Here is a 26473-nt window from a genome sequence, read left to right on the forward strand (position 1 = left end):
TCTCCAAGATGCCCATGCGCAAGCCCCTGATGCGGCTCACCTTTCGCCAATTGCAGGTGTTCGAGGCCGTCTGCGAGGCCCGCTCCTACAGCCGCGCGGCCGACATTATGGCGCTGACCCAGCCGGCGGTGAGCCTGCAGGTCCGTCAGCTCGAAGAGGTGGTGGGCGCCCCGCTGTTCAACTACGTCAATCGCACCCTCTACCTCACCGAGGCCGGCGAGGCCCTGCGCCAGACCGGGCGCGATCTCTTCGCCCGGCTGGGCAGCCTGGACATGCAGCTGTCAGATCTGCGCGGCGCCCTGCACGGCCAGCTGCGACTGGGGGTGGAAAGCAGCGCCCAGTACCTGGCGCCGCACCTGTTCAGCCAGTTCCGCAGCAGCCATCCCCAGGTCGATCTGGCGCTGACCGTGGGCAACCATGCCCGGGTGCTGCGTCGACTGACGGAGAATCGCGAGGACGTGGCGCTGATGTCCGGGGTGCCCAGTGGCTCGGACCTGGATTTCCTGCCCTTGCTGGACAACGCCATCGTCGCCGTGGCACGCCCGGGCCATGCCCTGGCCGGCCGCCATGGCCTGAGCCTGCGCGATCTGACGGCCTATCCGTTGCTGGTGCGCGAGGTCGGCTCCGGCACGCGCCAGGCCTGCGAGGACTATCTCAAGCAGAAGCGCGCGCACTTCGCCGAACAGCTGGAGATCGGCGCCTTCGAGGCGCAGCGCGAGGCGGTCCGCGCCGGACTCGGCCTGGCGCTGCTGCCGCGCCAGGCCATTCGCAGTGATCTCGCCGCCGGCAGCCTGGTCGAGCTGGACGTCGCCGACTTGCCGCTGCGCCGCTCCTGGTGCGTGGTCCAGGTACGTGGCAAGCCGCTGTCGCCGGTGGCTCAGGCCTTCGTCGACTACCTGCGCAGCCAGCGCAGCCTGATCAATGCGTTAGGTATTGCCCTGGAGCCTGCTGTCGGCGCTGGGCCTGGCGCTCGTCAAGCAGCTGATTGAGAAACAGCAATTCATCGAGTTCCACGGCGAGTCGCTGCTCTTCGGCACGGGCTTCGATGGCGCGGCGAAATTTCATCCGCCGTTGATCCTGTAGCTTTCTGCGGGTCTTGCTGTCGAGACGAACGCTGGATTCCTGGATGAGAGCGGTCATGCCAATTCCTCCGGGCTGGGATCGGAATGGGCAGCTTCACCCTAACAGGTGACGATTTGGCGACAAAAAGACGACTATTGGGTGTCGCTGTGCTTGGTCGATTTCGATGACAACCGCAGGCTGCGCAAGCTGCGCTTCACGCCCTTGAGGTGCTCGACCAGGGCCGGACCGCGGGACATGGCCACGCCCATGGCCAGCACATCGATCACCACCAGGTGGGCGATCCGCGAGGTCAGGGGCACATAGATATCGGTGTCTTCGTGCACGTCGATGGCGATGTTGACCGTCGACAGATCGGCCAGCGGCGTCTGCCCCGGGCAGATGGTGATCAGGGCCGCGCCGTTGTCGCGCACCAGGTTGGCGGTGATCAGCAGGTCCTTGGAGCGGCCCGACTGGGAGATGCAGATGGCCGCATCGGAGGCCGTCAGGGTCGCTGCCGACATGGCCTGCATGTGCGGATCGGAATAGGCGGTGGCGCTGAGCTGCAGGCGAAAGAACTTGTGCTGGGCGTCGTTGGCCACCGAACCCGAGGCGCCGAAGCCGTAGAACATCACCCGCTGGGCCTTGGCGATCGCCTCGATCGCCGTTTCCAGCGCACGCATGTCCAGGCGCTCGCGCACGTCCATGAGGGTATGCAGGGTGGTGTCGAAGATCTTCAGACTGAAGTCTTCCACCGCATCGTTCTCGTGGATGGCGAACTGGCCGAAACTGGCCCCCGCCGCCAGGCTCTGGGCCAGGCGCAGCTTGAGATCCTGGAAACCGTCGCAGCCGATGGCGCGGCAGAAACGCACGATGGTGGGCTCGCTGACGCCGACGTTGTGGGCGAGGTCGGCCATGGAGCTGTGCATGACGGCAGCCGGATCCACCATGACCTGCTCGGCGACCTTGAGCTCCGACTTGCGCAGCAGGTGGCGGGATTGAGCAATGTGTTGCATGAGGTTCACAGGCGTATCTCGTCTAGCGGGCGGATGTAGTGCGTCGTACTTATACTACATAACGGTCGCCAAGGCTCTTGGTCATTACGATTCAGCACGGTCTTTTTCGCGCCCGTATCGGCACTTGGTAGTCATCCGCACGACCGACTACCTGAGCCCGAGCAGCTTTTGAACCGCTCTGCGCAAGGCCTTGCGCAGATTCCCGAGCGGTGGCGCACAGTTGTCCTGCCCCGCCCCTGTAGTGCTTTTGCAACCTACTGATCAGCAAGGAATTTTCGGTTCTGGCATAGCCCTTGTTAGCTCCTAGTACCCGGGCCATGAAGGCCCATCACCAGGCAAGGAGAGCACCATGCCAACCCCCGCGTACCTGTCCCTCGAAGGCACCAAGCAAGGCCTGATCACCGCCGGCACCTTTACCGAAGACTCGGTCGGCAACATCTTCCAGGAAGGTCACGAAGACCAGATCCTGGTCCAGGCCTTCAACCATCAGGTGATCATTCCCCGCGATCCCCAGTCGGGTCAGCCCACCGGCCAGCGCGTGCACAAGCCGCTGATGATCACCAAGGTGTTCGACAAGGCCTCGCCGCTGATCTTCAACGCCCTCACCTCCGGCGAACGCCTCGGCAAGTGCCGCCTGGAGTGGTACCGCACCTCGGCCACCGGCACCCAGGAGCACTACTTCACCATCGAACTCGAGGACGCCATCATCGTCGACGTCCAGTCGCGCATGCCCAACTGCCAGGACCCGAGCATGGCGCACTTCACCCACCTGGAAGACGTCTACTTCACCTACCGCAAGATCGTCTGGACCCACGAGGTCTCCGGCACCTCCGGTTCCGACGACTGGCGCTCGCCGATCGCCGCCTGAGGCGCCGACTGCAAGCATTACTCTGCCCCCCGCCAGCCCCGCTGGCCGGGGGGTCCGCTGCCCTGCGCCACCCGCCTCGCCTCCCATCCGTCCGGTTTGGCGCTCCTTCTGCCGCATCGGTAGAATGCGGCGATGAACGACGACATTTCCCTGCTGCTCAATTCCCTCAACGATGCCCAGCGTCAGGCCGTGGCCGCGCCCCTGGGTCGCCAACTGGTCCTGGCCGGTGCCGGCTCGGGCAAGACCCGGGTGCTGGTGCACCGCATCGCCTGGCTGATCCAGGTCGAACGGGCCTCGCCGCACTCCATCCTCTCGGTGACCTTCACCAACAAGGCCGCCGCCGAGATGCGCCACCGCATCGAGCAATTGCTCGGCATGAGTCCCCAGGGCATGTGGGTCGGCACCTTCCACGGCCTGGCCCACCGCCTGTTGCGGGCGCACTGGCAGGAAGCGGGGCTGTCGCAGAATTTCCAGATCCTCGACAGCGACGACCAGCAGCGCATCGTCAAGCGGGTGATCCGCGAACTGGGCCTCGACGAGCAGCGCTGGCCGGCACGCCAGGCGCAGTGGTTCATCAACGGCCAGAAGGACGAAGGCCTGCGGCCGCAGCACATCCAGGCCGCCGGCGATCTCTTCCTCAGCACCATGCGCAGCATCTACGAAGCCTACGAGGCGGCCTGCGCCCGCGCCGGGGTGATCGACTTCTCCGAGCTGCTGCTGCGCGCCCTGGATCTGTGGCGCAACAATCCCAGCCTGCTGGAACACTACCAGCGGCGCTTCCAGCACCTGCTGGTGGACGAATTCCAGGACACCAACGCCGTCCAGTACGCCTGGCTCAAGCACCTCGCCCAGAATGGCGCCAGCCTCATGGTGGTGGGCGACGATGACCAGTCCATCTATGGCTGGCGCGGCGCCAAGATCGAGAACATCCAGCAGTTCAACGAGGACTTCTCGGCCGAGATCATCCGCCTGGAGCAGAACTACCGCTCCACCGACACCATCCTCAAGGCCGCCAACGGCCTGATCGCCCATAACTTCGGCCGCCTCGGCAAGGAGCTGTGGACCGACACCGGCGAAGGCGAGGCCATCACCCTCTATGCCGGCTTCAACGAGCACGACGAGGCGCGCTACATCGTCGAGACCATCGAGAGCGAGTTCAAGAAGGGCACCCGGCGCAGCGAGATGGCCATCCTCTACCGCTCCAACGCCCAGTCCCGAGTGCTGGAAGAGGCGCTGCTGCGCGAAAAGATCCCCTATCGCATCTATGGCGGTCTGAGATTCTTCGAGCGCGCCGAGATCAAGAACGCCATGGCCTACCTGCGGCTGATCCAGCATCGCCATGACGATGCCGCTTTGGAGCGGGTGATCAACGTGCCGCCGCGCGGCATCGGCGAAAAGACCGTGGAGGCGCTGCGCGGCGCCGCCCGCGCGCAGAACACCTCGCTGTGGCAGGCGCTGCACGACCTGGTCGGCGCCCGCGCGGTGTCGGGTCGCGCCGCCTCGGCGCTCAATGCCTTCGTCGAGCTGGTCGACACCCTGGCGCTCAAGGCCGAGGACCTGTCCCTGCACAGCCTGGTGCAGCAGATCATCGAGCAGACCGGCCTGGTCACCTTCCACAAGGAAGAAAAGGGCGAGAAGGGTCAGGCGCGGGTGGAAAACCTGGAAGAACTGGTCAGCGCCGCGCGCTCCTTCGATTTCAGCGGTGACGAGGAGATGACGCCCCTGGCGGCCTTCCTCGACCACGCCGCCCTGGAATCCGGTGACACCCAGGCCGACAGCCACGAAGACAGTGTCCAGCTGATGACCCTGCACAGCGCCAAGGGCCTGGAATTCCCCCTGGTGTTCCTGGCCGGCATGGAAGAAGGCCTGTTCCCGCACAAGATGAGCCTGGAAGAACCCGGCCGCCTGGAAGAGGAACGCCGCCTGGCCTACGTGGGCATCACCCGCGCCATGCGCCGCCTGGTGATGAGCTATGCGGAGACCCGCCGGCTCTATGGCAGCGAGACCTACAACAAGGTCTCGCGCTTCGTCCGCGAGGTACCGGACGGCCTGATCCAGGAAGTGCGGCTGTCCAATGCGGTCAAGCAGCCCTTCGCCGGCAGCCGACCCAGTCCCTTCGCCCAGGCCCCGGTGCCGGAGACCACCTTCAGTCTCGGTCAGCCGGTGCGCCACGCCCTGTTCGGCGACGGTGTCATCCTCAACTACGAGGGCTCCGGCGCCCATGCCCGGGTGCAGGTCAACTTCAAGTCCGAAGGCAGCAAGTGGCTGATGGTGAGCTACGCCAAGCTCGAACCGCTCTAGCCATGACCACCTCCTGGCTGTTCTGGGCGCTCCTGGCGGCGGCGTTCGCCGCCCTCACCGCCATCTTCGGCAAGCTGGGCGTGGAACACGTCAACGCGGACTTCGCCACCCTGCTGCGCACCCTGGTGGTCGTGGTGGTCCTGGCGGTCATCGTCCTGGCCACCGGGCAGGCGCAACCCCTGGCCAGCATCGCCGGTCGCAGCTATCTGTTCCTGTTGCTTTCGGGCGTGGCCACCGGCCTGTCATGGCTGTGCTACTACCGGGCGCTCAAGCTGGGCCCCGCCTCGCTGGTGGCGCCGGTGGACAAGTTGAGCGTGGTGCTGGTGGCGATCTTTGGCGTGGCGCTGCTGGGTGAGCGCCTGGACCTGCGCCAGTGGTGCGGCATCGCCGCCATCGGTGGGGGCGTGCTGCTGCTGGCCTGGCGGCCCTGAGAGCCTATACAAAGTTTGCTGCGCGTCGGCCAAACTGCGTTGAAAAGCCCCTCGGAATGCTCATTTACCACTCGTAAACTCCGCTTCCTCGGGTCTTTCCGCCTTGTTTCGCTCTAGCTCGCGAAACTTTGAACAGCCTCTTAAAAGGGCGCAGGAAAAGAGCCTGACCGCCGGTGGGAGATTGCCGGACGGCAGAAAGCGGCCAAGCCCATTTCCTGCATTGCGCATTCCCTTGCCATCGATCCGCTTATTCAAACGGCCGACTTAGAGCGATTCTGCCGCGTCGATCCCCGGTGGGCAATGGCTGGATTCCGCAAAAGCGGCCTAAGGGTGTCCGCCCTTGTCCTGTTCCAGGGTCTCGATGAAGGCGATCTGCAGCCGCGAATGGACGCGGATGAACCAGCGCCACAGCACCGCGATCACCACCACCGCGACCAGGCCGATCAGCAGCAGCAGCTCGCCACGCGGCAGGATGCTGCTGCTCAGCGCGGCCAGCAGCACCAGGATGCCGGCCAGCGACAGCAGCGGGATCAGCTCGCTGACCAGTCGCCGTACCGGCTGCGTATAGCGGCCAGCCTGGTTCTGCCGCACGCTGAGTTCGGCCATCAGCATGGCCAGGGCCTTGAGCTTGCGATAGGCGGCGATCAGGCAGGGCAGCGACAGCAGCAGGGCCCCGCCCCAGATACAGGCCTTCTGCAGATCGGGATCGGTGATCCAGGTGCTGAGCCAGCCGGCCAGGCCGCCAGCGAAATAGGCGCCGCCAAGGAAGATGGCGATGACCAGCGACAGGTTGATGCCCACCTGCAGCAGGATGCGCCTCATCATGCCGGCCAGGACCGCCTTCTCGCCCTGGGGCTGGATGCTGCGCAGCCATTCGCCATAGATGCCCAGCACCCGCTGCATGGGCTGCGGCAACCAGCGGCCGATCCACAGCGCCAGCGGATCGGCGGCCTTGATCAGATAGGGTGTCAGCAGCGTGGTGATCGCCGACACGGCCACCGCCACCGGATAGAGGAAATGACTGGTGACGCCCAGGGTGATCCCGAGGGTGGCGATGATGAAGGAGAACTCGCCGATCTGCGCCAGGCCCATGCCGACCCGCAGCGAGGTCCGGCCATCGTTGCCGGCGATCAGGGTCCCCAGGCTGCAGGCGAGGATCTTGCCCAGCACCACGGCGACGCTGATCACGGTGATCGGCCAGGCGTATTCCACCAGCACCTTGGGATCGAGCAGCAGGCCGATGGCGACGAAGAAGATGGCGCTGAACATGTCGCGCAGCGGTTCCACCAGCTTCTCGATCTTAAGCAGCTGCCGCGACTCGGCCATGATGGCGCCGATCAGGAAGGCACCCAGCACCACGCTGTATTCCAGCTTGGCCACCAGCAGGCAGAAGCCGAAGCACAGCCCCAGCACCGTAATCAGCAGCATCTCGTTGCTGTCGAACTTGGCCACGTAGGCCAGCAGGCGCGGCACCAGCAGGATGCCGATCACCAGCGCCACGATCATGAACAGACTCAGCTTGCCCAGGGTCGAGGCCACCGCGCCCGGTTCCACCGAACCGCTCACCGCCAGGCCCGACAGCAGGGCGATGATGCCGATGCCGAGGATGTCCTCGACGATCAGCACGCCAAAGATCTGCTGGGCGAAGCGCTCGTGCTTCATCTTCAGCTCGTTGAGCGCCTTGACGATGATGGTGGTCGAGGAGATGGCCAGGATGGCGCCGAGGAACAGCGAATCCATGTGCGACCAGCCGAACATCTGGCCCACCTGGTAACCCAGCCAGAGCATCAGGCTGATCTCGAGGAAGGCCGCGATGAAGGCCGTGGCGCCCACCCGGAACAGCTTGCGCAGCGAGAATTCCAGGCCGAGGCTGAACATCAGGAAGATCACCCCCACCTCGGCGAGGGTCTTGATGCTTTCTTCGTCGTGGATCAGACCGAATGGCGGGGTGTGGGGTCCGATGATGAAGCCGGCGAGGATGTAGCCCAGGACCACGGGCTGCTTGAGGCGGTGGAAGAGGATGGTCACCACGCCGGCCACCAGCATGATGACGGCCATGTCCTGGATAAAAGCTAGAGCATGCATCGGCCGGGCCCTCCTATGACGGGCCGGGCACTCTCCCGACACCTGCGCTGACTGGAGTCCAAGACTAGCATCTGCAAACTCTTGTGACGGATTTTGCAAAAATCTGTAATAGATTGATGTGCTTGGAAATTTTCAACGGTCGCAAGCACTTGGCGGCCTGCTTCCAGGTAACGCCGACAGGGCAAAATACCGAAACAATTCACGCTGGCTGTACTTGACCGGGCAGCGCAAGATGTATCCAACACCAGACTCTTCACAGAGAGAACACCACATGCAACGCCTGATGAGCTTCTTCATGATCCTGTGCCTGGGCCTCACGCTCAGCCTGGATGCCAATGCCAAACGCATGGGCGCCGGCAAGTCCGCTGGCGCCGCGCCCATTCACCAGACCCGCCAGGCCGCGCCAACCCAGCAGCCGGGCATGGCCGCGCCCGCCGCCGGTGCTGGCGCCGCCGCCGCTGCCCGTCCCAGTGGTGCCTCGCGCTGGCTCGGCCCGCTGGCCGGTATCGCCGCCGGTGGTCTGCTCGCCTCCATGTTCATGGGTGACGGCTTCGAAGGCTTCCAGTTCTTTGACTTCCTGATCCTGGCGCTCATCGCCTTCGTGATCTTCCGCCTGATCGCCCGTCGCAAGCAGCAGGCCGGTCCGCAGCCCGCCGTCGCCGGTCATGCGCCGATGCAGCGCGAGATGCCCAACCAGCCCAACAATGGCGGTCTGTTCGGCGGTGCCGCCGCTGGCGCCGCGCCGGTGATCAACGCACCGAGCTGGTTCAATGCCGAGCGCTTCGTGGCCGCCGGTCGCGAGCACTTCATGAACCTGCAGCAGCACTGGGACGCCAACGAGATGGACAAGATCTCCGAGTTCGTCACCCCGCAGATGCTGCAGTGGCTGCGTGACGAGCGCGCCGCGTTGGGCGAGGGCTTCCAGTCCACCTACATCGAGAACCTGAACGCCACCCTCGACGGTGTCGAGGATCTGCAGGGCAAGACCATCGCCACCATCACCTTCAACGGTGTATCCAAGGAATCGCGCTTCGACCAGGGCCAGCCGTTCAGCGAAAGCTGGCGCATGGAGCGCATGGCCGGCGAGAACCAGCCCTGGCTGCTGGCCGGTATCCGCCAGAACGCCTGATAAGGGCGCGTCACCGAAAAGCCCGGCTCTAAGCCGGGCTTTTTCATGGGCGCCGCCTGCCGAACATCTCTCGAAACCGCTATCAAGTCCGCACGGAAGCTGCCGTTATCCCGGACTGAACTGCTAACCTTGCGCGCCTCTTTTCCCTTTATCCGGTGCGCATTTCGAGAGAGGCCTGCTATGGAAGACGTCATCGAACGCCTGCGTGAAGAAAACGAACCCGTTCCCGTACCCCTGGAGCTGCCCGACGAAGACCTGCTGGTCGAGATCGAGGAAGAACTGCTCATCAGCCTGCCGCCGGAATTCCGCGAATTCCTGCTGACCGTCAGCGACGTGGTCTATGGCCGCATCGAGCCGGTGACCGTTACCGATCCCCAGTCCCATACCTACCTGCCGGAAGTGGCCGCCACCGCCTGGGACGAAGGCCTGCCGCGCGAGTACATTCCCCTCTGCGCCAGCGACGACGGCTACTACTGCGTCAGCCAGGAAGGCGAGGTACTGTTGTGGGAAGACGGCGACCTGACCGACGAATCCTGGGATTCGGTCTGGGTCTGGGCGCGCGACGTCTGGCTGGAAAGCTGACCGGCCCGCTACTGAACGACCCCGCTGCGCATGGGTCTGGATAAGGCCATCACTTACGGAGGATGCGTCATGAGCACTCCCGTCGTCCTGATCACCGGTGCCGCGGGCGGCCTCGGCCGCGCCCTGGCGCAACGCTTCGCCCAGAGTCGCTGGCGCGTCGCCGCCGCCGACCGCGATGCCGAGGGCCTGCATGGCCTCAACGGCATCGTCGGCCTGGATTCCAGCGTGACCGCCGATATCTCCAGCGCCGAGGGCTGCCGTTCCCTGGTCAGCAAGGTCATGGCCCGTACCGGGCGTCTGGATGCCCTGATCAACGCGGCGGGCATCTGGCGCGAAGGCGAGGTCGAGACCTTTACCGAGGACGACTACGACCTGGTGATGGCGGTCAATCTCAAGGCCACCTTCTTCATGTGCTCGGCGGCCATCCCCTTCCTCAAGGAAAATCGCGGCGTCATCATCAACGTCGCCAGCGGCGCCGGACGCCAGCCCATCGCCGGCGCGGCGGCCTATGGCGCGGCCAAGGCCGCGGTGCGCTTCTTCAGCCAGAATCTGGCGGTGGAACTGGCGCGCGATGGGGTGCGGGTCAATGCCGTCTCGCCAGGGGACATCGACACCCCCATGCTGGACTTCCAGGCCGCCCACTATGGCAGTGGCGATCCGGCCGGCTATCGCCGCAACCTGCTCAATCGCTATCCCCAGGGCGAAACCGCGCGCTTCATCCAGCCGGAAGAGGTGGCCGAATTCGTCTACTTCCTCTGCCAGCCCCAGGCGGCGGCCATTTCCGGCGCCGACCTGCCCATCGACTTCGGGCTGTCCGCCGGCCGTTGACGGCTGTGACAGACGGCGCCGGTGCGCCGTCTACAGGATTTCCCCCTCGAGGATTCGCCCATGGAAGCCGGCAACCACCAGTTGAGCATGACCATCCTGATGACCCCGGACCTGGCCAACTTTTCCGGCAATGTCCACGGCGGCGCCCTGCTCAAGCACCTCGACGAAGTGGCCTATGCCTGCGCCAGCCGCTATGCCGGACGCTATGTGGTGACCCTCTCGGTGGATCAGGTGATCTTTCGCGAACCGGTGCATGTCGGCGAACTGGTGACCTTTCTCGCCTCGGTGAACTACACCGGGACCACCTCCATGGAAATCGGCGTCAAGGTCATCACCGAGAACATCCAGCAGCGTTCGGTGCGCCACACCAACAGTTGCTTCTTCACCATGGTGGCGGTGGACGAGAACGGCAAATCCTGCCCCGTGCCCCAGCTGGAACCCGTGACCGCGGACGAGAAGCGGCGCTGTGTGCAGGCCCAGCAGCGCCGGCAGATCCGTCGGGAACTTCAAGAGCGCTATCAGGCACTCAAGGAAACCTTTTGAGTTTTGCCGGCTAGGTCGCCGTCGTTCGACGGCAGCGGCTCCAGGATCTGGCAATCCAAATCCTTGGAGCCAGCATGTCCCATGACACCCCTCTGATATCCACCCTGGCGATCGGCCTGGTCTTGGCCTTTGCCTTCGGCATCCTCGCCACCCGTCTGCGCCTGCCGCCCATCGCTGGCTATCTGCTCGCCGGGGTCGCGGCCGGCCCCTTCACGCCCGGCTTCGTCGCCGATCTCGAACTGTCCAAGGAGCTGACCGAAATCGGCGTCATCCTGCTGATGTTCGGCGTGGGTCTGCACTTCTCCATCAAGGATCTGCTGGCGGTCAAACGCATCGCCATCCCCGGCGCCATCGTGCAGATCGCCGCCGCCACCCTGATGGGCATGGGGGTGAGCCACTTCCTGGGCTGGGGGCTGGGTAGCGGCCTGGTGTTCGGGTTGTCGCTGTCGGTGGCCAGTACCGTAGTGTTGCTGCGGGCCCTGGAAGAACGCCAGATGGTGGAAAGCCGACGTGGTCGCATCGCCGTGGGCTGGCTGATCGTGGAAGACCTGCTGATGGTGCTGGCCCTGGTGGTACTGCCGGCGCTGGCCGGGCCGCTGGGTGGCGACAGCGGCGAAGAATCGGGCCAGAGCCTGGGGCTGGAGCTGGGCCTCACCGCGCTCAAGGTCGGTGCCTTCATCGCGCTGATGCTGCTGGTGGGCCGGCGCGTCATCCCCTGGCTGCTGGCCCGGGTGGTCCGTACCGGTTCGCGCGAACTCTTCACCCTGGCGACCCTGGCCATCGCCATGGGCATCGCCTATGGCTCGGCGTCGCTGTTCGGGGTGTCCTTCGCCCTGGGCGCCTTCTTTGCCGGCGTGGTGCTCAACGAATCGGAACTCAGCCACGACGCGGCGGAGAATTCGCTACCCCTGCGCGAAGCCTTCGCCGTGCTGTTCTTCTTTTCCGTGGGTTGCCTGTTCGATCCGGAGATCCTGCTGGAACAACCCCTGGCGGTGCTGGCCACGGTGGCGGTGATCGTCTTTGGCAAGTCCATCGCCGCGACCCTGATCGTCCTGGCCTATCGCCGCCCCTTGAGCGTGGCCCTGACCATCGCCGCCAGCCTGGCGCAGATCGGCGAATTCTCCTTTATCCTCGCCAGCCTCGGCCTGTCGCTGAAACTGCTCGACCAGGGCGCTCACGACCTCATCCTGGCCGCCGCCATCATCTCCATCATCCTCAATCCGCTGCTGTTTCACGGCATCGACCTGCTGCAGCCCTGGATGGAGCGTCGCGAAGGCCGCCGGCTGATCAATGCCAAGGGCAAGCATGCGCCAGAGCTGGACGACGAACCCGAGCCAGTGGCGCAACGGGGTCACCTGGTGCTGGTGGGCTATGGACGGGTGGGCCGCTATCTCTGCGATCGTATGGATCGCGAGGATCCGCCGCTGATCGTGATCTCGGACGAACCGGAACATGTCACGGCGCTACGCCAGCAGGGATTCAAGGCGATCCTCGGCAACGCGACCCAGGACAAGGTGCTGGCACGGGCCAAGCTCGAGGAGGCGCGGGCCCTGCTGCTGGCGATTCCCAACGGCTTCGAGGCCGCCGAGATCGCGCGCCGAGCCCGCGAGCTGGCGCCGGAACTGCCTATCCTCGCCCGCGCCCATCACGAAGACGAGATCCGCCATCTGGAGCGTCATGGCGTGGACGAGGTGATCATGGGCGAACGCGAGATCGCCCTTGGCATGTTCCGCTATCTGGGCCTGGAGCGGCCCGGGGAGTCCGAGGCGGAGCCCAGGGGCTCCGCCGCCTAGCGACCTAGCGGCGCTGGATCTTGAAGTTGAAGGTCTTGGTGGCCTTGCGCGGGACGATCTGGCCGCCGGAGACCCGGGGGGCGAAGCGCCATTCGCCCAGCACATCGAGCACCGCGCGCTCCAGTTGCTTGTTGGAGGCTTCCAGCACCTGGATGTCGGCCAGTCGACCGTCGGCGGTCACGGTGAACATCACCCGCACCTCGCCACCCACACCACGACGACGCAGCATTTCCGGATACTCCGGCGGCGTCATCTTGATCGGTCGGATGTCGGCGTCGTCGATGCTGCCGGTGGGCAGGCCGGCGGTCTTCGGCGGACCGGACGGTGCGGCGGCCGGCGCCGGCTGACTGGGCGCAGCCGTGGCCGCAGGCGCGGGGGCCGGCGCCGGTGCGGCCTGAGCCACCGGCTCCGGCGCGGGCTCGACCTTTTTCGGCAGCGGCTTCTGCTGGCTGTGCTCGACCGGCTTGGGCTTCGGCTTGGGTTTGGGCTTTTCCACCACCGGCTTGGGCGGCTCCACCGGTTTCGGCGGTTCCACGGGCTTGGGCGGCTCCGGTGGCGGCGGTTCGGGTTGCGGCGGCGGTGGCGCGGGCGGTGCCGGAGTCGACGCGGGCGGCTCGGGTACCGGCTTGGGCAACTGGATGAAGCTGACCTGCATGGGTTCGTCGCCCTTGGCGATCTTCAGCTCCGGTGGCGCCTGGACCACCAGGAACAGCGCCGCGGCCATGCTGGCGTGCATGATCAGCGACAGCGCCGAGGCGGCCCCCCAGCCGCGACCCCGGGGTGGCTGCTCGCCCGGTTCCGCAGCGCCGACCGGGGTCAATACCGGGGTCAGGATCTCTTCGTTACGCTCGGGCATGCGGAACGACAGAATGGTGGCCGAGGGTTCGCTACGCTTGGCATTGACCCCTGCCACGGGCTCCACATCGCTTGCCTGGGCGGCCCTGACGGGTCCCTGGACGGATTCCAGCTCATCGCCATCGGTATGCGCAGCGACTACGAGAGGTTCAGGCTTGGCAAGAGACGTCGGAGCCATGGGAGCAATACGCAGAGGAAGTAAATTTAATAATCATTATCATTAGCTGAACAAATTTGGCAACCTCAAATGTCGCGAATGGTCCCGCCCAGCGCTTTTTCGAGGGCCTCTAGGTTCGGCTTTTCCTCCAGGATCAACTCCAGCCGGTTGTCGCGTCGCCAAAGGGTCGGCTCCCAGGCGCCCTGCCCGGCCAGACCGTTGTAGGCCTGCCAGCCCTCCGCCAGCTGCAGCACCGCCTTCAGCCTGAGCAGCCCGGGGAGACCGCCCAGCAGCGCCAACAATGCCGGGCCGTCGAAGCTGTGGCTGGGATGCCAGCGCCAACCGACGGCGTGGTGGCCCTCCAGGGTATGGCTGAAGCGCAGCGGGCGTCCGGGCAGCAACAGCGCCTGCGGAGCGGACGCCGCCTCGGGCTCGGGCAACTCGCCGTCGCTCGAGGTTTCACCGTCGGCCAGGGGCAGGTCGGCCAGGGCGATCCGCCCGCCTTCGGTCCAGTACAGCGGCCGATCGCCCAACTGCGCCGGCAAGCCTGCCCGCTCCAGGCCCGCGCTCTTGTTGAGCACGATCAGGCCGGCCTGGCCCAGCGCCTGCTGCTGGGCGTCCGGCAAGGGCTGGCCCTCCAGCAGTTGCCTGGCATCCACCACCCAGATCAGGGGTTGCAGACTCAGCACCCCCGTCCAGGGCGGCGCCTGGAGTTGCCGATAGAGGCTGGCGGGATGGCCCAGGCCGGAAGGCTCGATGAACAGCCGCTGCGGTCGTGCCCGTCTGAGCAGTCGGGCGAGGGCTACCTGCAGGGGCACGCCCTGGACGCAGCACAGGCAGCCACCCGGGACCTCGGCGATCGCCAGGCCATCGTCGTCCCGGGTCATGAGCGCCGCGTCGAGTCCGACCTGGCCGAATTCGTTGACCAGGATCGCCCAGCGCTCGTGGGCGGGGCGCTGGGCGAACAGCTGGCGGATCAGGGTGGTCTTGCCGGCGCCCAGAGGGCCGGCGATCACATGGGTCTTGATATCGGCGAGGCGCATGGCGGGAGGGTCGAATGCTAGAGTGGCGATTTCATCAGGGAGATGGGCTGGAATGTGGCGATTGCTGATCCCGCTGCTGCTGTTGCCGTCACTGGCGCTCGCCGATGCCTGCGTGATCCGCAGTCGTCAGGGCAGTGTGGACGTGCAGGTCTGCCAGAGCAATATCGACATCCCCGCCCAGCTGTTTCGCGACGGCTTCTGCCAGCCGCAGCTCAAGGATCAGCAGACCGAGGTCCGCTTCGTCGACCGCTGTCCGGTCGGCGAGATCGGCATCTGCCAGGGCGCCCGCAGTCCGGGCGTGCCCTATCGACAGGATATCCACTACTACGGCGAACCCGGCGACGGCCGCTTCCTGGCTGTCGCCTGCCGGCAGCAGAATCAGGGCAGCTGGCGCGTGCCCTGAGGTTCCACGTGGAACCCGTTATTCCACGGTCACCGACTTGGCCAGGTTGCGTGGCTGGTCCACGTCGGTGCCCTTGAACACGGCGACGTGGTAGGACAGCAGCTGCAGCGGGATGGTGTAGAGGATCGGCGACAGCGCATCGTGGATGTGCGGCATGGGCACGATGCGGGTGCCTTCGCCTTCCTCGAAGCCGGCACGCTCGTCGGCGAAGACGATCAGCTGACCGCCACGGGCGCGCACTTCCTGCAGGTTGGACTTGAGCTTTTCCAGCAGCTCGTTGTTGGGCGCCACCGTCACCACCGGCATGTCGGCATCCACCAGCGCCAGCGGACCGTGCTTGAGCTCACCGGCCGGATAGGCCTCGGCGTGGATGTAGGAGATCTCCTTGAGCTTGAGCGCACCCTCCATGGCCACCGGGTACTGCTCGCCACGCCCCAGGAACAGGGTGTGGTGCTTCTCGGCAAAGGATTCCGCCAGCTTTTCCACGGTCTTGTCCATGGCCAGGGCTTCGTCCAGCCGCGCCGGCAGCCGGCGCAATTCGGCCACCAGCTCGGCTTCGACGGCGGCAGCCAGACGCTGCTGGCAGCGACCCAGACTCAGGGTCAGCAGGAGCAGCGAAACCAGCTGGGTGGTAAAGGCCTTGGTCGAGGCCACACCGATCTCGGGACCGGCCTGGGTCAGGAAGCTCAGCTGGGATTCGCGCACCAGGGAGCTGGTCGCCACGTTGCAGATGGCCAGGCTGCTCAGATAGCCGGATTGCTTGGCCATGCGCAGCGCGGCCAGGGTATCGGCGGTCTCGCCCGACTGGGAGATGGTGACGAACAGGGTGTCCGGGCTGACGGCGACGCGGCGATAGCGGAATTCGCTGGCCACCTCCACCTGGCAGGGGATGCCGACGTATTCCTCGATCCAGTAGCGCGCCACCGATCCGGCATGGAAGCTGGTGCCGCAGGCGACGATCTGGACCTGGCGGACCTTGGCGAACAACTCGGATGCCGCCGGACCGAAGGCCTCGGGCAAGACCTGACCGTCACCCAGACGGCCTTCCAGGGTGCGCTGGACCACACTGGGCTGCTCGTGGATCTCCTTGAGCATGAAGTGGCGATAGGCGCCCTTGTCGGCGGCCTCGCTACCTTCGTGGTACTGCACCGTCTCGCGCTGGACCGGCGCGCCGCTCATGTCCCAGAGCGTGATCTGATCCAGGCGGATCTCGGCCACGTCACCCTCTTCCAGGTAGACGAAGCGATCGGTCACCTGACGCAGCGCCAGCTGGTCGGAGGCCAGGTAGTTCTCGCCCAGACCCAGGCCGATGACCAGGGGACTGCCGCTGCGGGTCGCCACCAGGCGATCCGGCTGCTGGCGCCAGACCGCCGCCAGGCCATAGGCGCCGTGCAACTCCTTGACCGCCGCCTTCAGCGCCGTGGTCAGGTCGCCGCTGTCCTGCAGCTTCAGGTGCAGCAGATGGACGATGACCTCGGTGTCGGTCTGGGAGGTGAAGACATAGCCCTGGGCCTTGAGCTGGGCGCGCAGGGCCTCGTGGTTCTCGATGATGCCGTTGTGCACCACCGCCACGTCACCCTGGGAGAAATGCGGGTGGGCATTGGCTTCGGTGGGCGCACCATGGGTCGCCCAGCGGGTGTGGGCGATGCCCAGGCGACCGGCCAGGGGATCGGCCAACAGGGCCGCTTCCAGTTCGCTGACCTTGCCGATGCGGCGCAGGCGCTGCAACTCGCCCTGGGCATCCAGCAGGGCCAGGCCGGCGCTGTCGTAGCCACGGTATTCCAGGCGCTTGAGACCCTCGACCAGAATGGCGGTGATGTTACGCTCGGCAATGGCGCCGACGATTCCACACATGCTTACCTCCCCTTGCCTGTCTTATCCACAACGACCCGGCGGGGCCGGCTGTGGATGACCTGATTGTCTAGTTATCCACCGGGGCGCAGATGACCTGCACCCCTTGGGTTTCGATCGCCCGGGCCGCCTCGGCGGGCAGTCGCTCATCGGTGATGAGCACGTCCACCCTTTCCCAAGGTAGTTCCAGATTGGGAATTCGCCTGCCCAGCTTGCTCGCCTCGGCCATGACCACCACCTCGCGCGCCACCTCGGCCATTACCCGCGACAGCGACAGATGCTCGTTGAAGGTGGTGGTGCCGCGCTCCGGATCGAGGCCGTCGGCGCCGATGAACAGCTGGTCGAAGTCGTAGGATCTGAGTACCTGCTCGGCGACCTGCCCCTGGAAGGATTCCGAGTGCGGATCCCAGGTGCCGCCGGTCATCAGCAGCATGGGTTCCTGTTCCAGCTCACGCAGCGCCATGGCCACCTGCAGGGAATTGGTCATCACCACCAGGCCGGGACGGCGATCGAGTTGCGGGATCAGCGCTGCCGTGGTGCTGCCGCAGTCGACGATGATCCGTGCATGTTCGCGCAGGCGCCGGGCCGCGGCCCGGGCGATGGCCTGCTTGAAGGGCGATGCCTGGGGCGGAGCCTCGGCCAGCAGCTCCTGGGGCATGGCCATCGCACCGCCGTAGCGGCGCAGCAGCAGCCCATTGCGCTCGAGGGCGGCCAGGTCCTTGCGGATGGTGACCTCGGAGGTCTCCAGCTGGCGGGCCAGTTCGTCCACGCTGACCTCGCCCTGCTCCTGGAGCTGGGCAAGGATGGCATGGCGACGCTGGGCGGTGTTGCGACGGGTCATAGATTTCGATTCGAAAGATAATGGATCGAATCAAAACCTAATAGCAGGCCGGCGTCAAGCCTTGGGGGCCTTCTTCGGTCGCTGCCAGCCGGTCTTGTTGACCTGCCGCGCCCGCCCCAGCGCCAGGGTATCAGCCGGCACGTCCGCCGTGATGACCGAGCCTGCCGCCGTGGTCGCGCCGGCGCCCAGGCTGACCGGCGCCACCAGCGAGCTGTTGGAACCCACGAAGACATCCGCGCCGATTTCGGTTCGAAACTTGTTGGCGCCGTCATAGTTGCAGGTGATGGTGCCTGCGCCTATGTTGCTGCCGGCACCGATGCTGGCATCGCCCAGATAGGTCAGGTGACCGGCCTTGGCGCCGTCCTGCAGATGGGCGTTCTTGAGTTCGACGAAGTTGCCCACATGGGCCTTGCTGCCCAGTTCGCTGCCCGGGCGCAGACGGGCGAAGGGACCGACGTCGGCGCCCTCCCCGACCACGGCGCCGTCCAGATGACTGTTGGCCTTGATGATGGCGCCGCGCTTGAGCACGCTGTCCTTGATCACGCAATTCGGACCGATGCTCACGCCGTCTTCCAGCACCACCCGGCCTTCAAGAATGACATTGACGTCGATGGAGACGTCGCGACCCGCCTCGACCTGGCCACGCTGATCGAAACGCAGGGGATCCAGCAGGGTCACGCCCTGCAGCATCAGGCGCTCGGCGGCGCGCTGCTGGAAGTGCCGCTCCAGCTGGGCCAGTTGCCGGCGATCGTTGGCGCCCTGCACTTCCATGGCGTCCGCCGGCTGGCTGGTGGCGATGGTCAGGCCGTCCGCCACCGCGAGGGCGATGACGTCGGTCAGGTAGTACTCGCCCTGGGCGTTGCTGTTGGACAGGCGACCCAGCCAGTCCGCCAGCCGCCGACCGGGTACCGCGAGGATGCCGGTATTGCCTTCGCGGATGGCGCGCTGGGCGTCGCTGGCGTCCTTGTGCTCGACGATGGCGGTTACCCGCCCCTGCTCATCGCGCAGGATGCGGCCATAGCCGGTGGGATCGTCCAGCTCCACGGTCAGCAGCGCCAGATGGCTGTCATCCACCTGCTGCAGCAGGCGCTGCAGGGTCTCGGTCTGGATCAGGGGTACATCGCCATAGAGGATCAGCACCCGCTCCGCCGTCAGCGCCGGCGCCGCCTGGGCGACGGCATGGCCGGTGCCCAGCTGCTCGGCCTGGACCACGAAGCTGACGTCGTCGGCGGCCAGCTGGCTGCGGACCTGGTCGGCGCCATGGCCGATGACGACGTGGATGCCGGCCGGCTGCAGCTCACGGGCACGGTCGAGGACATGCCCCAGCATGCTGCGACCGGCCACGGGATGCAGCACCTTGGGTAGAGCGGATCTCATGCGGGTGCCCTGGCCAGCAGCCAGGATGACGATTTCCAGGGACATCGGAACCTCGGAGACAGGAGGAAGAGACGAGCCGGCGACCGAAGGCGACAGGCGCCTTCCAAGTCCGACCACGCGAAATTTCTCGCCCACTTTTCGGACGACAAAAGAAAAGGGTAGCCGAAGCTACCCTTGTCGTTACAGCCTGACCTTGCGCTTAGCGCTTGGCCTGCCGCTTGAGCTGCTGGATGGTGCGCAGCTGGGCGGCGGCTTCGGCGAGCTGAGTGGCGGCAGCGGTGTAGTCGAACTCCGTGCCCTTGTCGCTCAGTGCTGCCTCGGCGCGCTGCTTGGCTTCCAGAGCGGCAGCTTCGTCGATGTCACCGGCGCGGCTGGCGGTATCGGCCAGCACTTCGACGACATTCGGCTGCACTTCCAGAAAACCGCCGGAGATGTAGAACACCTCCTCGGCGCCCCCGGCCTTGACCAGGCGGATGGGGCCCGGTTTCAGATCGGTGAGCAGCGGCGCATGGCCCGGGGCGATACCCAGATCACCCAGGTGGCCGTGGGCGATGATCATCTCCACCGCGCCGGAGAAGATTTCCCCTTCCGCGCTGACGATGTCGCATTGGACTGTCTTGGCCATAGCGTGCCTCTAAGAGCGCCCGTCGCCGGGCGCGGCAGTTACAGTTTCTTGGCTTTCTCGATGGCTTCGTCGATGCTGCCGACCATGTAGAACGCCTGCTCGGGCAGGTGATCGTAGTCGCCACGCAGGATCCCGGAGAAGCCAGCGATGGTGTCCTTGAGGGACACGTACTTGCCGGGCGAACCGGTGAAGACTTCGGCCACGAAGAACGGCTGGGACAGGAAGCGCTGGATCTTACGAGCGCGGGATACCAGCTGCTTGTCGGACTCGGACAGTTCGTCCATGCCCAGAATCGCGATGATGTCCTTCAGCTCCTTGTAGCGCTGCAGCACGTACTGGACGCCGCGAGCGGTGTCGTAGTGCTCCTGGCCGATCACGTTCGGGTCCAGCTGGCGCGAGGTGGAGTCCAGGGGATCGACCGCCGGGTAGATACCCAGGGAGGCGATGTCACGGGACAGAACCACGGTGGCGTCCAGGTGGGCGAAGGTGGTCGCCGGGGACGGGTCGGTCAAGTCATCCGCAGGGACGTAGACGGCCTGGACGGAGGTGATCGAACCCAGCTTGGTGGAGGTGATGCGCTCCTGCAGGACACCCATCTCCTCGGCCAGGGTCGGCTGGTAGCCCACCGCGGACGGCATACGACCCAGCAGCGCGGACACTTCGGTACCGGCCAGGGTGTAGCGGTAGATGTTGTCGACGAACAGCAGGACGTCACGGCCTTCGTCACGGAATTTCTCGGCCATGGTCAGACCGGTCAGGGCCACGCGCAGACGGTTGCCCGGCGGCTCGTTCATCTGGCCATAGACCAGGGCGACCTTGTCCAGAACGTTGGAGTCCTTCATCTCGTGGTAGAAGTCGTTCCCTTCACGGGTACGCTCGCCCACGCCGGCGAACACGGAATAACCGCTGTGCTCGATGGCGATGTTACGGATGAGCTCCATCATGTTGACGGTCTTGCCCACGCCGGCGCCGCCGAACAGGCCGACCTTGCCGCCCTTGGCGAAGGGGCAGACCAGGTCGATGACCTTGATGCCGGTTTCCAGCAGGTCGTTACCACCGGCCTGCTCTGCATAGGACGGGGCCTTGCGGTGGATTTCCCAGCGCTCTTCCTCGCCGATGGGGCCGGCTTCGTCGATGGGGTTGCCCAGGACGTCCATGATGCGGCCGAGGGTCTTGACGCCGACCGGGACCTTGATGGCCTCGCCGGTGTTGCCCACGTTCAGGCCGCGCTTGAGGCCTTCGGTGCTACCCATGGCGATGGTACGGACCACGCCGTCGCCCAGCTGCTGCTGGACTTCCAGGGTGGTTTCGGCACCCTGCACCTTGAGGGCGTCAAAGACGCGCGGTACCGCGTCGCGCGGGAATTCCACGTCGATCACGGCGCCGATGATTTGTACGATACGTCCGCTACTCATTTCGCGTTCCTCGAATGTTTAAGCTGTCCGTCAGACCGCGGCGGCGCCGCCGACGATTTCCGAAATTTCTTGGGTGATCGCAGCCTGGCGAGCCTTGTTGTAGACCAGCTGCAGCTCCTTGATGAGATCGCCGGCGTTGTCGGTGGCGTTCTTCATCGCGATCATCCGCGCGGCCTGTTCGCTGGCAGCGTTCTCGACCACGGCCTGGTACACCTGTGATTCCACGTAGCGCACCAGCAGACCGTCGAGCAGGGTCTTGGCGTCGGGCTCGTAGAGGTAGTCCCAATGCTTGCCTTGCAGCTCACCGCCCTCGGCCGGTACCAGGGGCACCAGCTGCTGGATGGTCGGCTTCTGGGTCATGGTGTTGACGAAGACGTTGGACACCACGTACAGACGGTCGATACGGCCGTTCAGGTAGGCATCCAGCATCACCTTGATGCTGCCGATCAGATCGCCGATCGCCGGGGCTTCGCCGAGGTGGCTGATGGCCGCGACCACGTTGCCGCCGAAGCTGCGGAAGAAGGAGGCACCCTTGGCCCCGATCACCGCCAGATCGATTTCCACACCCTTGCCGCGCTGGTCGCTCATGTCGCGGACCAGAGCCTTGAACAGGTTGGTGTTCAGACCACCGGCCAGACCCCGATCGGAGCTGACCACGATGTAACCGACGCGCTTGACCTCGCGTTCCACCATGAAGGCATGGCGGTACTCGGGGTTGGCGTTGGCCAGGTGGCCGATCACAGCGCGGATGCGCTCGGCATAAGGCTTGCTGGCAGCCATGCGGGCCTGAGCCTTACGCATCTTGCTGACCGCAACCTTTTCCATGGCGCTGGTGATCTTCTGTGTGCTTTTGATGCTCGCGATCTTGCCGCGAATCTCTTTTGCGCCTGCCATGTGACACCTATCGGGTTGGCAAACGGGGGCTGGCGCCCCCGTCGCGGCTTACCAGGTTTGCGTGGCCTTGAACTTCTCGATTCCCGCCTTGATGCCGGCGTCGATCTCGTCGTTGAAGTCGCCCTTCACGTTGATCTTGGCCATCAGGTCGGCGTGATCGCGGTTGAAGTAGGCGATCAGGGCCTGCTCGAAGCTACCGATCTTGTCCAGGGACACATCGCTCAGGAAACCACGCTCGGCGGCGTACAGGCTCAGGGACATCTCGGCGATGGACATGGGCGCGTACTGCTTCTGCTTCATCAGCTCGGTGACGCGCTGACCATGCTCGAGCTGCTTGCGGGTGGCTTCGTCCAGGTCCGAGGCGAACTGGGCGAAGGCCGCCAGTTCACGGTACTGGGCCAGCGCGGTACGGATACCGCCGGACAGCTTCTTGATGATCTTGGTCTGGGCCGCACCACCCACACGGGATACCGAGACACCGGCGTTGACCGCCGGGCGGATGCCCGAGTTGAACAGGCCGGCTTCCAGGAAGATCTGGCCGTCGGTGATGGAGATCACGTTGGTCGGAACGAAGGCGGACACGTCGCCGGCCTGGGTCTCGATGATCGGCAGTGCCGTCAGCGAGCCGGTCTTGCCGGTCACGGCGCCGTTGGTGAACTTCTCGACGTAGTCGGCGGAGACGCGGGAGGCGCGCTCGAGCAGACGGCTGTGGAGATAGAACACGTCGCCGGGATAGGCTTCACGGCCCGGCGGACGACGCAGCAGCAGGGAGATCTGGCGATAGGCCACGGCCTGCTTGGACAGATCGTCATAGACGATCAGGGCGTCTTCACCGCGGTCGCGGAAGTATTCGCCCATGGTGCAACCCGAGTAGGGTGCCAGGAACTGCAGAGCCGCCGATTCGGACGCACTGGCTGCCACCACGATGGTGTTGTGCAGAGCGCCGTTCTCTTCCAGCTTGCGCACCACGTTGGCGATGGTCGACTGCTTCTGACCAATGGCGACGTAGACGCAGCGGATGCCGCTGTTCTTCTGGTTGATGATGGCATCGATCGCCATGGCGGTCTTGCCGATCTGACGGTCACCGATGATCAGCTCGCGCTGACCGCGGCCTACCGGGATCATGGCATCGACGGCCTTGTAGCCGGTCTGCACCGGCTGGTCGACCGACTGACGCCAGATCACGCCCGGTGCGACCTTCTCGACGGCGTCGGTAGCGCTGGCGTTCAGCGGACCCTTGCCATCGATGGGGTTGCCCAGGGCGTCGACGACACGACCCAGCAGTTCCGGACCAACCGGGACTTCCAGGATGCGGCCGGTGCACTTGGCGCTCATGCCTTCGGCCAGACCCAGGTAGCTACCCAGGACCACGGCGCCGACGGAGTCCTGCTCCAGGTTCAGCGCCATGCCGTAGATGCCGCCGGGGAATTCGATCATTTCGCCGTACATGACGTCGGCCAGACCGAAGATCCGCACGATACCGTCAGACACGCTGACGATGGTGCCTTCGTTGCGGGCTTGCGAGGTCACGTCGAGTTTCTCGATGCGACCCTTGATGATTTCACTAATTTCGGAAGGATTGAGTTGCTGCATGCTACTGCCCCTTCAAACTCAAGGTTTCAACGCTTCGGCCAGTTGCGCGAGCTTGCCGCGAACGGAGCCATCGATTACCAAGTCGCCGGCGCGGATAACCACACCACCGATCAGGCTCGCATCCTCGGATGCATTTAGTCGCACTTGTCGACCTAGCCTTGCGCTGAGAGCCTTGGCGAGTTTGTCTTGCTGTTCGTCGCTCAAGGCGAAAGCACTGGTGACTTCCGCCTCAATGGATTTTTCCTGCTCGGCCTTGTACGCCTCGTAGATCTCGGCGATGGCCGGGAACAGGTCGATCCGGTCGTTTTCTGCCACGGTCCGAACGAAGTTCTGGGACTGTGCATCCAGCTGATCGCCACATACGTCGATGAGCAATCCGGCCTTGGCGTCCGCAGTCAACTGCGGCTGCTGAAGCAGCTGGCGCACGGTCCCATCTTGGGATACCGCGGCGAGCAGCCCTAGCGCGGCCGACCATTGGGTCAACTGCTGCTGGGACTGTGCGAACTCGAAAGCCGCCTTGGCATAGGGCCGGGCCAGCGTGTTCAGTTCTGCCATTGGTGGCCTCGCTTAGATTTCCGCTGCCAGTCGGTCGACCAACTGGGCATGAGCATTGGCATCAACGGTCGATCCGAGGATCTTCTCGGCGCCGGCCACGGCCAGCACGCCGACGCGAGCACGCAGAGCGTCCTTCGCGGTGTTGATTTCCTGCTCGATTTCCGCCTGAGCCTGCGCCTTGATCCGGTCGCCTTCGGCACGGGCCTTGGCCTGTGCGTCCTCGACGATCTGAGCGGCACGCTTGTTGGCTTGCTCGATGATCTCGGCTGCTTGACCCTTGGCTTCGTTCACTTTCTGGTTGGCTTGCTGCTGTGCCACTTCCAGATCACGAGCCGCGCGGTTGGCAGCGTCAAGGCCATCGGCAATCTTCTTCTCACGCTCACGCAGCGCCGAGATGATCGGCGGCCACACGTACTTCATGCAGAAGAGCACGAAGATGAAGAAGGCAACGGACTGGCCTATCAGGGTTGCATTAATGTTCACGCCAACACCTCGCTCGTTCGTTGTCCATCAGTCCTGCCTACACCCGCGAGGGTGATCAGCCGGCGATCTGACCAACGAAGGGGTTAGCGAAGGTGAAGAACAGGGCGATACCAACACCGATCATGGTCACGGCGTCGAGCAGACCGGCGACGATGAACATCTTGACTTGCAGCATCGGAACCATTTCCGGCTGACGAGCGGCGCCTTCGAGGAACTTGCCACCCAGCAGACCGAAGCCAATGGCGGTACCCAGAGCGCCCAGGCCAATCAGCAGAGCAACGGCGATCGCGGTCAAACCAACTACAGTTTCCATCTTTCCTCCCGACTTTTTTAGTCGTCTTGGTTAAGGTTGAAGCGAAAAAGTTTTCCCAAGTTACCCGGCGGACAGGGCCCGCCGGGACTCACGGCAGAACCGCCTCCGGACGCCGTCAGCAGCGCCCGGGGGCCATTCCTTAGTGACTTTCTTCGTGCGCCATCGACAGGTAGACGATGGTCAGCATCATGAAGATGAAGGCCTGCAGGGTGATGATGAGGATGTGGAACACCGCCCACGCCCACTGCAGCACGATACCCAGACCGCCCAGTGCCAGACCGTTGGCGAACATGATGGCGATCAGGATGAAGATCAGCTCGCCCGCATACATGTTGCCGAACAGTCGCAGCGCCAGCGAGATCGGCTTGGCGATCAGGGTGACGAATTCGAGCAGGAAGTTGATCGGAATCAGGATGATCTGCAGCAGCGGATTCTTGCTGCTGAACGGGTGCAGGGTCAGCTCGCCGAAGAAGCCGCCGAGACCCTTCATCTTGATGCTGTAAAAGATGATCAGGCCGAACACCGACAGGGCCATGCCCAGGGTGGCGTTCGGGTCGGTGGTGGGCACCACGCGGAAGTAGGTGTGCTCGCCGAACAGCATGCCGGCCACGGACGGCAGCCAGTCCACCGGCACCAGGTCCATCAGGTTCATCAGGAAGATCCAGACGAAGATGGTCAGGGCCAGGGGCGCGATCAGGGCGTTCTTGCCATGGAAGGTGTCACGGACGCTGCCGTCGACGAATTCCACCAGCACTTCGACGAAGTTCTGCAGGCCGCCGGGCTGACCGCTGGTGGCCTTCTTGGCGATGCTGCGGAACAGCACCAGGAAGATCAGGCCGAGGGCGACCGACCAGCCGAGGGTGTCCACGTGGAAGGCCCAGAAGCCCATTTCCTTAGCTTCAGCGGGGGTGTGGGCGAAGCTCCAGCCGTTCACCGGATGCATACCATAGGTCAGGTTCTGCAGGTGGTGCTGGATGTAGCCCGAAGCGGAGTCTGCTGCCATGTGTGCCTCGAATGCCTTAAGGTCTAGTCGGTTTTTTCAGTAGCAGGGGCGCGCCGGCATTGACCATCAGCGTCAACAGGTAGACGCCGAACAGTGCAGGAGCCGAAAGCGGTTTTACCCCGGCAAACGTCAGTGCAAAGAGCACTGCCGTGAGAATCAGTTTGCCCGCCTCGCCCGAGTAGAAAGAACGGACGATGTCTCGGGCGGCATGGGCGCCGCGATAGCGGAACGCCTTGAACGAAAAATACAGATTGGGCAGCCAGGCAATCAGCCCGCCCAACAATCCGGAATAACCGGCGACCTTACCGACGAAGCAAGACAAGACAACGGCGGCACACGACGCGACAGCCAGTTGGACGAGCAGCAGGCGAAAGGCAGGCTGGTGATGGAAGGGCAGGCGTTTGGGCGTGCGGCGGTCCATCGGCTCGAA

27 protein-coding genes are annotated in these 26473 nt (G+C 64.9%); 10 read left to right on the plus strand and 17 right to left on the minus strand.

The features are described 5' to 3' along the window. The first annotated feature begins 14 nt into the window (after positions 1 to 14). Positions 15 to 989, plus strand: a complete 975-nt coding sequence (locus tag OXS31_RS00250; protein ID WP_042135432.1) for a LysR family transcriptional regulator — start codon at positions 15 to 17, stop codon at positions 987 to 989. On the opposite strand, the gene OXS31_RS00255 is transcribed toward OXS31_RS00250, so the two are convergent. Continuing rightward, positions 919 to 1140, minus strand: coding sequence for a hypothetical protein (locus OXS31_RS00255; protein ID WP_074583361.1), 222 nt, complete (start codon positions 1138 to 1140; stop codon positions 919 to 921). The genes OXS31_RS00250 and OXS31_RS00255 overlap by 71 nt on opposite strands. 74 nt (positions 1141 to 1214) lie before the next feature. Continuing rightward, the gene (gene hexR, locus OXS31_RS00260; RefSeq protein WP_007160102.1) at positions 1215 to 2084 is read right to left on the minus strand and encodes a transcriptional regulator HexR; all 870 of its coding nucleotides are present in this window, start codon (positions 2082 to 2084) and stop codon (positions 1215 to 1217) included. Between the two features lie 340 nt (positions 2085 to 2424). On the opposite strand from hexR, the gene OXS31_RS00265 reads away from it, so the two are divergent. The 3 genes from OXS31_RS00265 (at position 2425) to OXS31_RS00275 (ending at position 5675) form a co-directional block, all read left to right on the plus strand. Next, positions 2425 to 2943 carry an Hcp family type VI secretion system effector gene (locus OXS31_RS00265; RefSeq protein WP_017639168.1) on the plus strand — a complete coding sequence of 173 codons (519 nt, stop codon included), beginning with the start codon at positions 2425 to 2427 and terminating at the stop codon, positions 2941 to 2943. Between the two features lie 132 nt (positions 2944 to 3075). Next, the gene (uvrD, locus tag OXS31_RS00270) at positions 3076 to 5244 is read left to right on the plus strand and encodes a DNA helicase II (RefSeq protein WP_144954713.1); all 2169 of its coding nucleotides are present in this window, start codon (positions 3076 to 3078) and stop codon (positions 5242 to 5244) included. A gap of 2 nt (positions 5245 to 5246) precedes the next feature. After that, a complete protein-coding gene (locus OXS31_RS00275) occupies positions 5247 to 5675 on the plus strand; it encodes an EamA family transporter (protein ID WP_044341251.1) in 429 nt (142 codons plus the stop codon). A gap of 324 nt (positions 5676 to 5999) precedes the next feature. Here the strand turns inward: OXS31_RS00275 and OXS31_RS00280 are convergent, their stop codons facing one another. Next, the gene (locus OXS31_RS00280; RefSeq protein WP_027598708.1) at positions 6000 to 7760 is read right to left on the minus strand and encodes a cation:proton antiporter; all 1761 of its coding nucleotides are present in this window, start codon (positions 7758 to 7760) and stop codon (positions 6000 to 6002) included. A gap of 271 nt (positions 7761 to 8031) precedes the next feature. Here OXS31_RS00280 and OXS31_RS00285 point away from each other — a divergent pair, with 271 nt between their 5' ends. From OXS31_RS00285 to ybaL, 5 genes are all read left to right on the plus strand, one after another. Beyond that, a complete protein-coding gene (locus OXS31_RS00285; RefSeq protein WP_042134953.1) occupies positions 8032 to 8889 on the plus strand; it encodes a TIM44-like domain-containing protein in 858 nt (285 codons plus the stop codon). 180 nt (positions 8890 to 9069) lie between these two features. Beyond that, positions 9070 to 9471: an SMI1/KNR4 family protein gene (locus OXS31_RS00290; RefSeq protein ID WP_007160107.1), complete on the plus strand. Its 402-nt coding sequence runs from the start codon at positions 9070 to 9072 to the stop codon at positions 9469 to 9471. Positions 9472 to 9540: 69 nt separating this feature from the next. Beyond that, positions 9541 to 10299 (plus strand): SDR family oxidoreductase, encoded by a 759-nt coding sequence (locus tag OXS31_RS00295; protein WP_027598710.1) that lies wholly within the window; start codon positions 9541 to 9543, stop codon positions 10297 to 10299. A 60-nt stretch (positions 10300 to 10359) separates the two neighbouring features. After that, on the plus strand, positions 10360 to 10842 hold the full coding sequence (locus OXS31_RS00300) for an acyl-CoA thioesterase (protein WP_007160109.1): 483 nt from the start codon (positions 10360 to 10362) through the stop codon (positions 10840 to 10842). Positions 10843 to 10916: 74 nt separating this feature from the next. Continuing rightward, the gene (gene ybaL / locus OXS31_RS00305; protein WP_144954710.1) at positions 10917 to 12635 is read left to right on the plus strand and encodes a YbaL family putative K(+) efflux transporter; all 1719 of its coding nucleotides are present in this window, start codon (positions 10917 to 10919) and stop codon (positions 12633 to 12635) included. 4 nt (positions 12636 to 12639) lie between these two features. Here the strand turns inward: ybaL and OXS31_RS00310 are convergent, their stop codons facing one another. Both OXS31_RS00310 and OXS31_RS00315 read right to left on the minus strand, forming a co-directional pair. Continuing rightward, the gene (locus OXS31_RS00310; protein ID WP_260984940.1) at positions 12640 to 13548 is read right to left on the minus strand and encodes an energy transducer TonB; all 909 of its coding nucleotides are present in this window, start codon (positions 13546 to 13548) and stop codon (positions 12640 to 12642) included. Between the two features lie 185 nt (positions 13549 to 13733). Then, complete coding sequence (locus OXS31_RS00315) at positions 13734 to 14690, minus strand: CobW-like GTP-binding protein (RefSeq protein WP_044341249.1); 957 nt, start codon at positions 14688 to 14690, stop codon at positions 13734 to 13736. A 52-nt stretch (positions 14691 to 14742) separates the two neighbouring features. Between OXS31_RS00315 and OXS31_RS00320 the strand changes: the two genes are divergently transcribed. Then, positions 14743 to 15093 carry a hypothetical protein gene (locus tag OXS31_RS00320; protein ID WP_044341248.1) on the plus strand — a complete coding sequence of 117 codons (351 nt, stop codon included), beginning with the start codon at positions 14743 to 14745 and terminating at the stop codon, positions 15091 to 15093. Between the two features lie 18 nt (positions 15094 to 15111). Here OXS31_RS00320 and glmS read toward each other — a convergent pair whose 3' ends face one another. From glmS to OXS31_RS00380, 12 genes are all read right to left on the minus strand, one after another. Beyond that, positions 15112 to 16947, minus strand: coding sequence for a glutamine--fructose-6-phosphate transaminase (isomerizing) (glmS, locus tag OXS31_RS00325; RefSeq protein ID WP_027598714.1), 1836 nt, complete (start codon positions 16945 to 16947; stop codon positions 15112 to 15114). 67 nt (positions 16948 to 17014) lie between these two features. Further along, on the minus strand, positions 17015 to 17785 hold the full coding sequence (locus tag OXS31_RS00330; RefSeq protein ID WP_144945523.1) for a DeoR family transcriptional regulator: 771 nt from the start codon (positions 17783 to 17785) through the stop codon (positions 17015 to 17017). A 54-nt stretch (positions 17786 to 17839) separates the two neighbouring features. After that, positions 17840 to 19207 carry a bifunctional UDP-N-acetylglucosamine diphosphorylase/glucosamine-1-phosphate N-acetyltransferase GlmU gene (glmU, locus tag OXS31_RS00335; protein ID WP_027598716.1) on the minus strand — a complete coding sequence of 456 codons (1368 nt, stop codon included), beginning with the start codon at positions 19205 to 19207 and terminating at the stop codon, positions 17840 to 17842. A gap of 154 nt (positions 19208 to 19361) precedes the next feature. Next, entirely contained in the window at positions 19362 to 19787 is a 426-nt protein-coding gene (locus OXS31_RS00340; protein WP_007160117.1) for a F0F1 ATP synthase subunit epsilon, read from the minus strand. Between the two features lie 38 nt (positions 19788 to 19825). Further along, positions 19826 to 21202, minus strand: a complete 1377-nt coding sequence (gene atpD, locus OXS31_RS00345; RefSeq protein ID WP_007160118.1) for a F0F1 ATP synthase subunit beta — start codon at positions 21200 to 21202, stop codon at positions 19826 to 19828. A 30-nt stretch (positions 21203 to 21232) separates the two neighbouring features. After that, positions 21233 to 22096: a F0F1 ATP synthase subunit gamma gene (gene atpG / locus OXS31_RS00350; RefSeq protein ID WP_007160119.1), complete on the minus strand. Its 864-nt coding sequence runs from the start codon at positions 22094 to 22096 to the stop codon at positions 21233 to 21235. 48 nt (positions 22097 to 22144) lie between these two features. Continuing rightward, positions 22145 to 23689 carry a F0F1 ATP synthase subunit alpha gene (atpA, locus tag OXS31_RS00355; protein ID WP_007160120.1) on the minus strand — a complete coding sequence of 515 codons (1545 nt, stop codon included), beginning with the start codon at positions 23687 to 23689 and terminating at the stop codon, positions 22145 to 22147. Between the two features lie 18 nt (positions 23690 to 23707). Then, on the minus strand, positions 23708 to 24244 hold the full coding sequence (locus OXS31_RS00360; RefSeq protein ID WP_027598717.1) for a F0F1 ATP synthase subunit delta: 537 nt from the start codon (positions 24242 to 24244) through the stop codon (positions 23708 to 23710). Between the two features lie 12 nt (positions 24245 to 24256). Next, positions 24257 to 24727, minus strand: coding sequence for a F0F1 ATP synthase subunit B (locus tag OXS31_RS00365; RefSeq protein ID WP_007160122.1), 471 nt, complete (start codon positions 24725 to 24727; stop codon positions 24257 to 24259). A 55-nt stretch (positions 24728 to 24782) separates the two neighbouring features. After that, positions 24783 to 25040, minus strand: coding sequence for a F0F1 ATP synthase subunit C (gene atpE, locus OXS31_RS00370; protein ID WP_003097235.1), 258 nt, complete (start codon positions 25038 to 25040; stop codon positions 24783 to 24785). A 139-nt stretch (positions 25041 to 25179) separates the two neighbouring features. Beyond that, positions 25180 to 26043 (minus strand): F0F1 ATP synthase subunit A, encoded by an 864-nt coding sequence (atpB, locus tag OXS31_RS00375; RefSeq protein WP_007160124.1) that lies wholly within the window; start codon positions 26041 to 26043, stop codon positions 25180 to 25182. A 16-nt stretch (positions 26044 to 26059) separates the two neighbouring features. Beyond that, a complete protein-coding gene (locus tag OXS31_RS00380) occupies positions 26060 to 26464 on the minus strand; it encodes a F0F1 ATP synthase subunit I (protein ID WP_037006585.1) in 405 nt (134 codons plus the stop codon). Between the last annotated feature and the right edge of the window lie 9 nt (positions 26465 to 26473).

The organism is Pseudomonas sp. GM_Psu_1, assembly GCF_026544185.1.
Classification (GTDB): domain Bacteria; phylum Pseudomonadota; class Gammaproteobacteria; order Pseudomonadales; family Pseudomonadaceae; genus Chryseomonas; species Chryseomonas oryzihabitans.

Excerpts from the sequence above, each read along its gene's own strand:
- OXS31_RS00250 (WP_042135432.1), top strand. The coding sequence starts at position 15 with ATGCGCAAGCCCCTGATGCGGCTCACCTTTCGCCAATTGCAGGTGTTC.
- OXS31_RS00255 (WP_074583361.1), bottom strand. The coding sequence starts at position 1,140 with ATGACCGCTCTCATCCAGGAATCCAGCGTTCGTCTCGACAGCAAGACC.
- OXS31_RS00265 (WP_017639168.1), top strand. The coding sequence starts at position 2,425 with ATGCCAACCCCCGCGTACCTGTCCCTCGAAGGCACCAAGCAAGGCCTG.
- uvrD (WP_144954713.1), top strand. The coding sequence starts at position 3,076 with ATGAACGACGACATTTCCCTGCTGCTCAATTCCCTCAACGATGCCCAG.
- OXS31_RS00275 (WP_044341251.1), top strand. The coding sequence starts at position 5,247 with ATGACCACCTCCTGGCTGTTCTGGGCGCTCCTGGCGGCGGCGTTCGCC.
- OXS31_RS00280 (WP_027598708.1), bottom strand. The coding sequence starts at position 7,760 with ATGCATGCTCTAGCTTTTATCCAGGACATGGCCGTCATCATGCTGGTG.
- OXS31_RS00285 (WP_042134953.1), top strand. The coding sequence starts at position 8,032 with ATGCAACGCCTGATGAGCTTCTTCATGATCCTGTGCCTGGGCCTCACG.
- OXS31_RS00290 (WP_007160107.1), top strand. The coding sequence starts at position 9,070 with ATGGAAGACGTCATCGAACGCCTGCGTGAAGAAAACGAACCCGTTCCC.
- OXS31_RS00295 (WP_027598710.1), top strand. The coding sequence starts at position 9,541 with ATGAGCACTCCCGTCGTCCTGATCACCGGTGCCGCGGGCGGCCTCGGC.
- OXS31_RS00300 (WP_007160109.1), top strand. The coding sequence starts at position 10,360 with ATGGAAGCCGGCAACCACCAGTTGAGCATGACCATCCTGATGACCCCG.
- ybaL (WP_144954710.1), top strand. The coding sequence starts at position 10,917 with ATGTCCCATGACACCCCTCTGATATCCACCCTGGCGATCGGCCTGGTC.
- OXS31_RS00315 (WP_044341249.1), bottom strand. The coding sequence starts at position 14,690 with ATGCGCCTCGCCGATATCAAGACCCATGTGATCGCCGGCCCTCTGGGC.
- OXS31_RS00320 (WP_044341248.1), top strand. The coding sequence starts at position 14,743 with ATGTGGCGATTGCTGATCCCGCTGCTGCTGTTGCCGTCACTGGCGCTC.
- glmS (WP_027598714.1), bottom strand. The coding sequence starts at position 16,947 with ATGTGTGGAATCGTCGGCGCCATTGCCGAGCGTAACATCACCGCCATT.
- OXS31_RS00330 (WP_144945523.1), bottom strand. The coding sequence starts at position 17,785 with ATGACCCGTCGCAACACCGCCCAGCGTCGCCATGCCATCCTTGCCCAG.
- glmU (WP_027598716.1), bottom strand. The coding sequence starts at position 19,207 with ATGTCCCTGGAAATCGTCATCCTGGCTGCTGGCCAGGGCACCCGCATG.
- OXS31_RS00340 (WP_007160117.1), bottom strand. The coding sequence starts at position 19,787 with ATGGCCAAGACAGTCCAATGCGACATCGTCAGCGCGGAAGGGGAAATC.
- atpD (WP_007160118.1), bottom strand. The coding sequence starts at position 21,202 with ATGAGTAGCGGACGTATCGTACAAATCATCGGCGCCGTGATCGACGTG.
- atpG (WP_007160119.1), bottom strand. The coding sequence starts at position 22,096 with ATGGCAGGCGCAAAAGAGATTCGCGGCAAGATCGCGAGCATCAAAAGC.
- atpA (WP_007160120.1), bottom strand. The coding sequence starts at position 23,689 with ATGCAGCAACTCAATCCTTCCGAAATTAGTGAAATCATCAAGGGTCGC.
- OXS31_RS00360 (WP_027598717.1), bottom strand. The coding sequence starts at position 24,244 with ATGGCAGAACTGAACACGCTGGCCCGGCCCTATGCCAAGGCGGCTTTC.
- atpE (WP_003097235.1), bottom strand. The coding sequence starts at position 25,040 with ATGGAAACTGTAGTTGGTTTGACCGCGATCGCCGTTGCTCTGCTGATT.
- atpB (WP_007160124.1), bottom strand. The coding sequence starts at position 26,043 with ATGGCAGCAGACTCCGCTTCGGGCTACATCCAGCACCACCTGCAGAAC.
- OXS31_RS00380 (WP_037006585.1), bottom strand. The coding sequence starts at position 26,464 with ATGGACCGCCGCACGCCCAAACGCCTGCCCTTCCATCACCAGCCTGCC.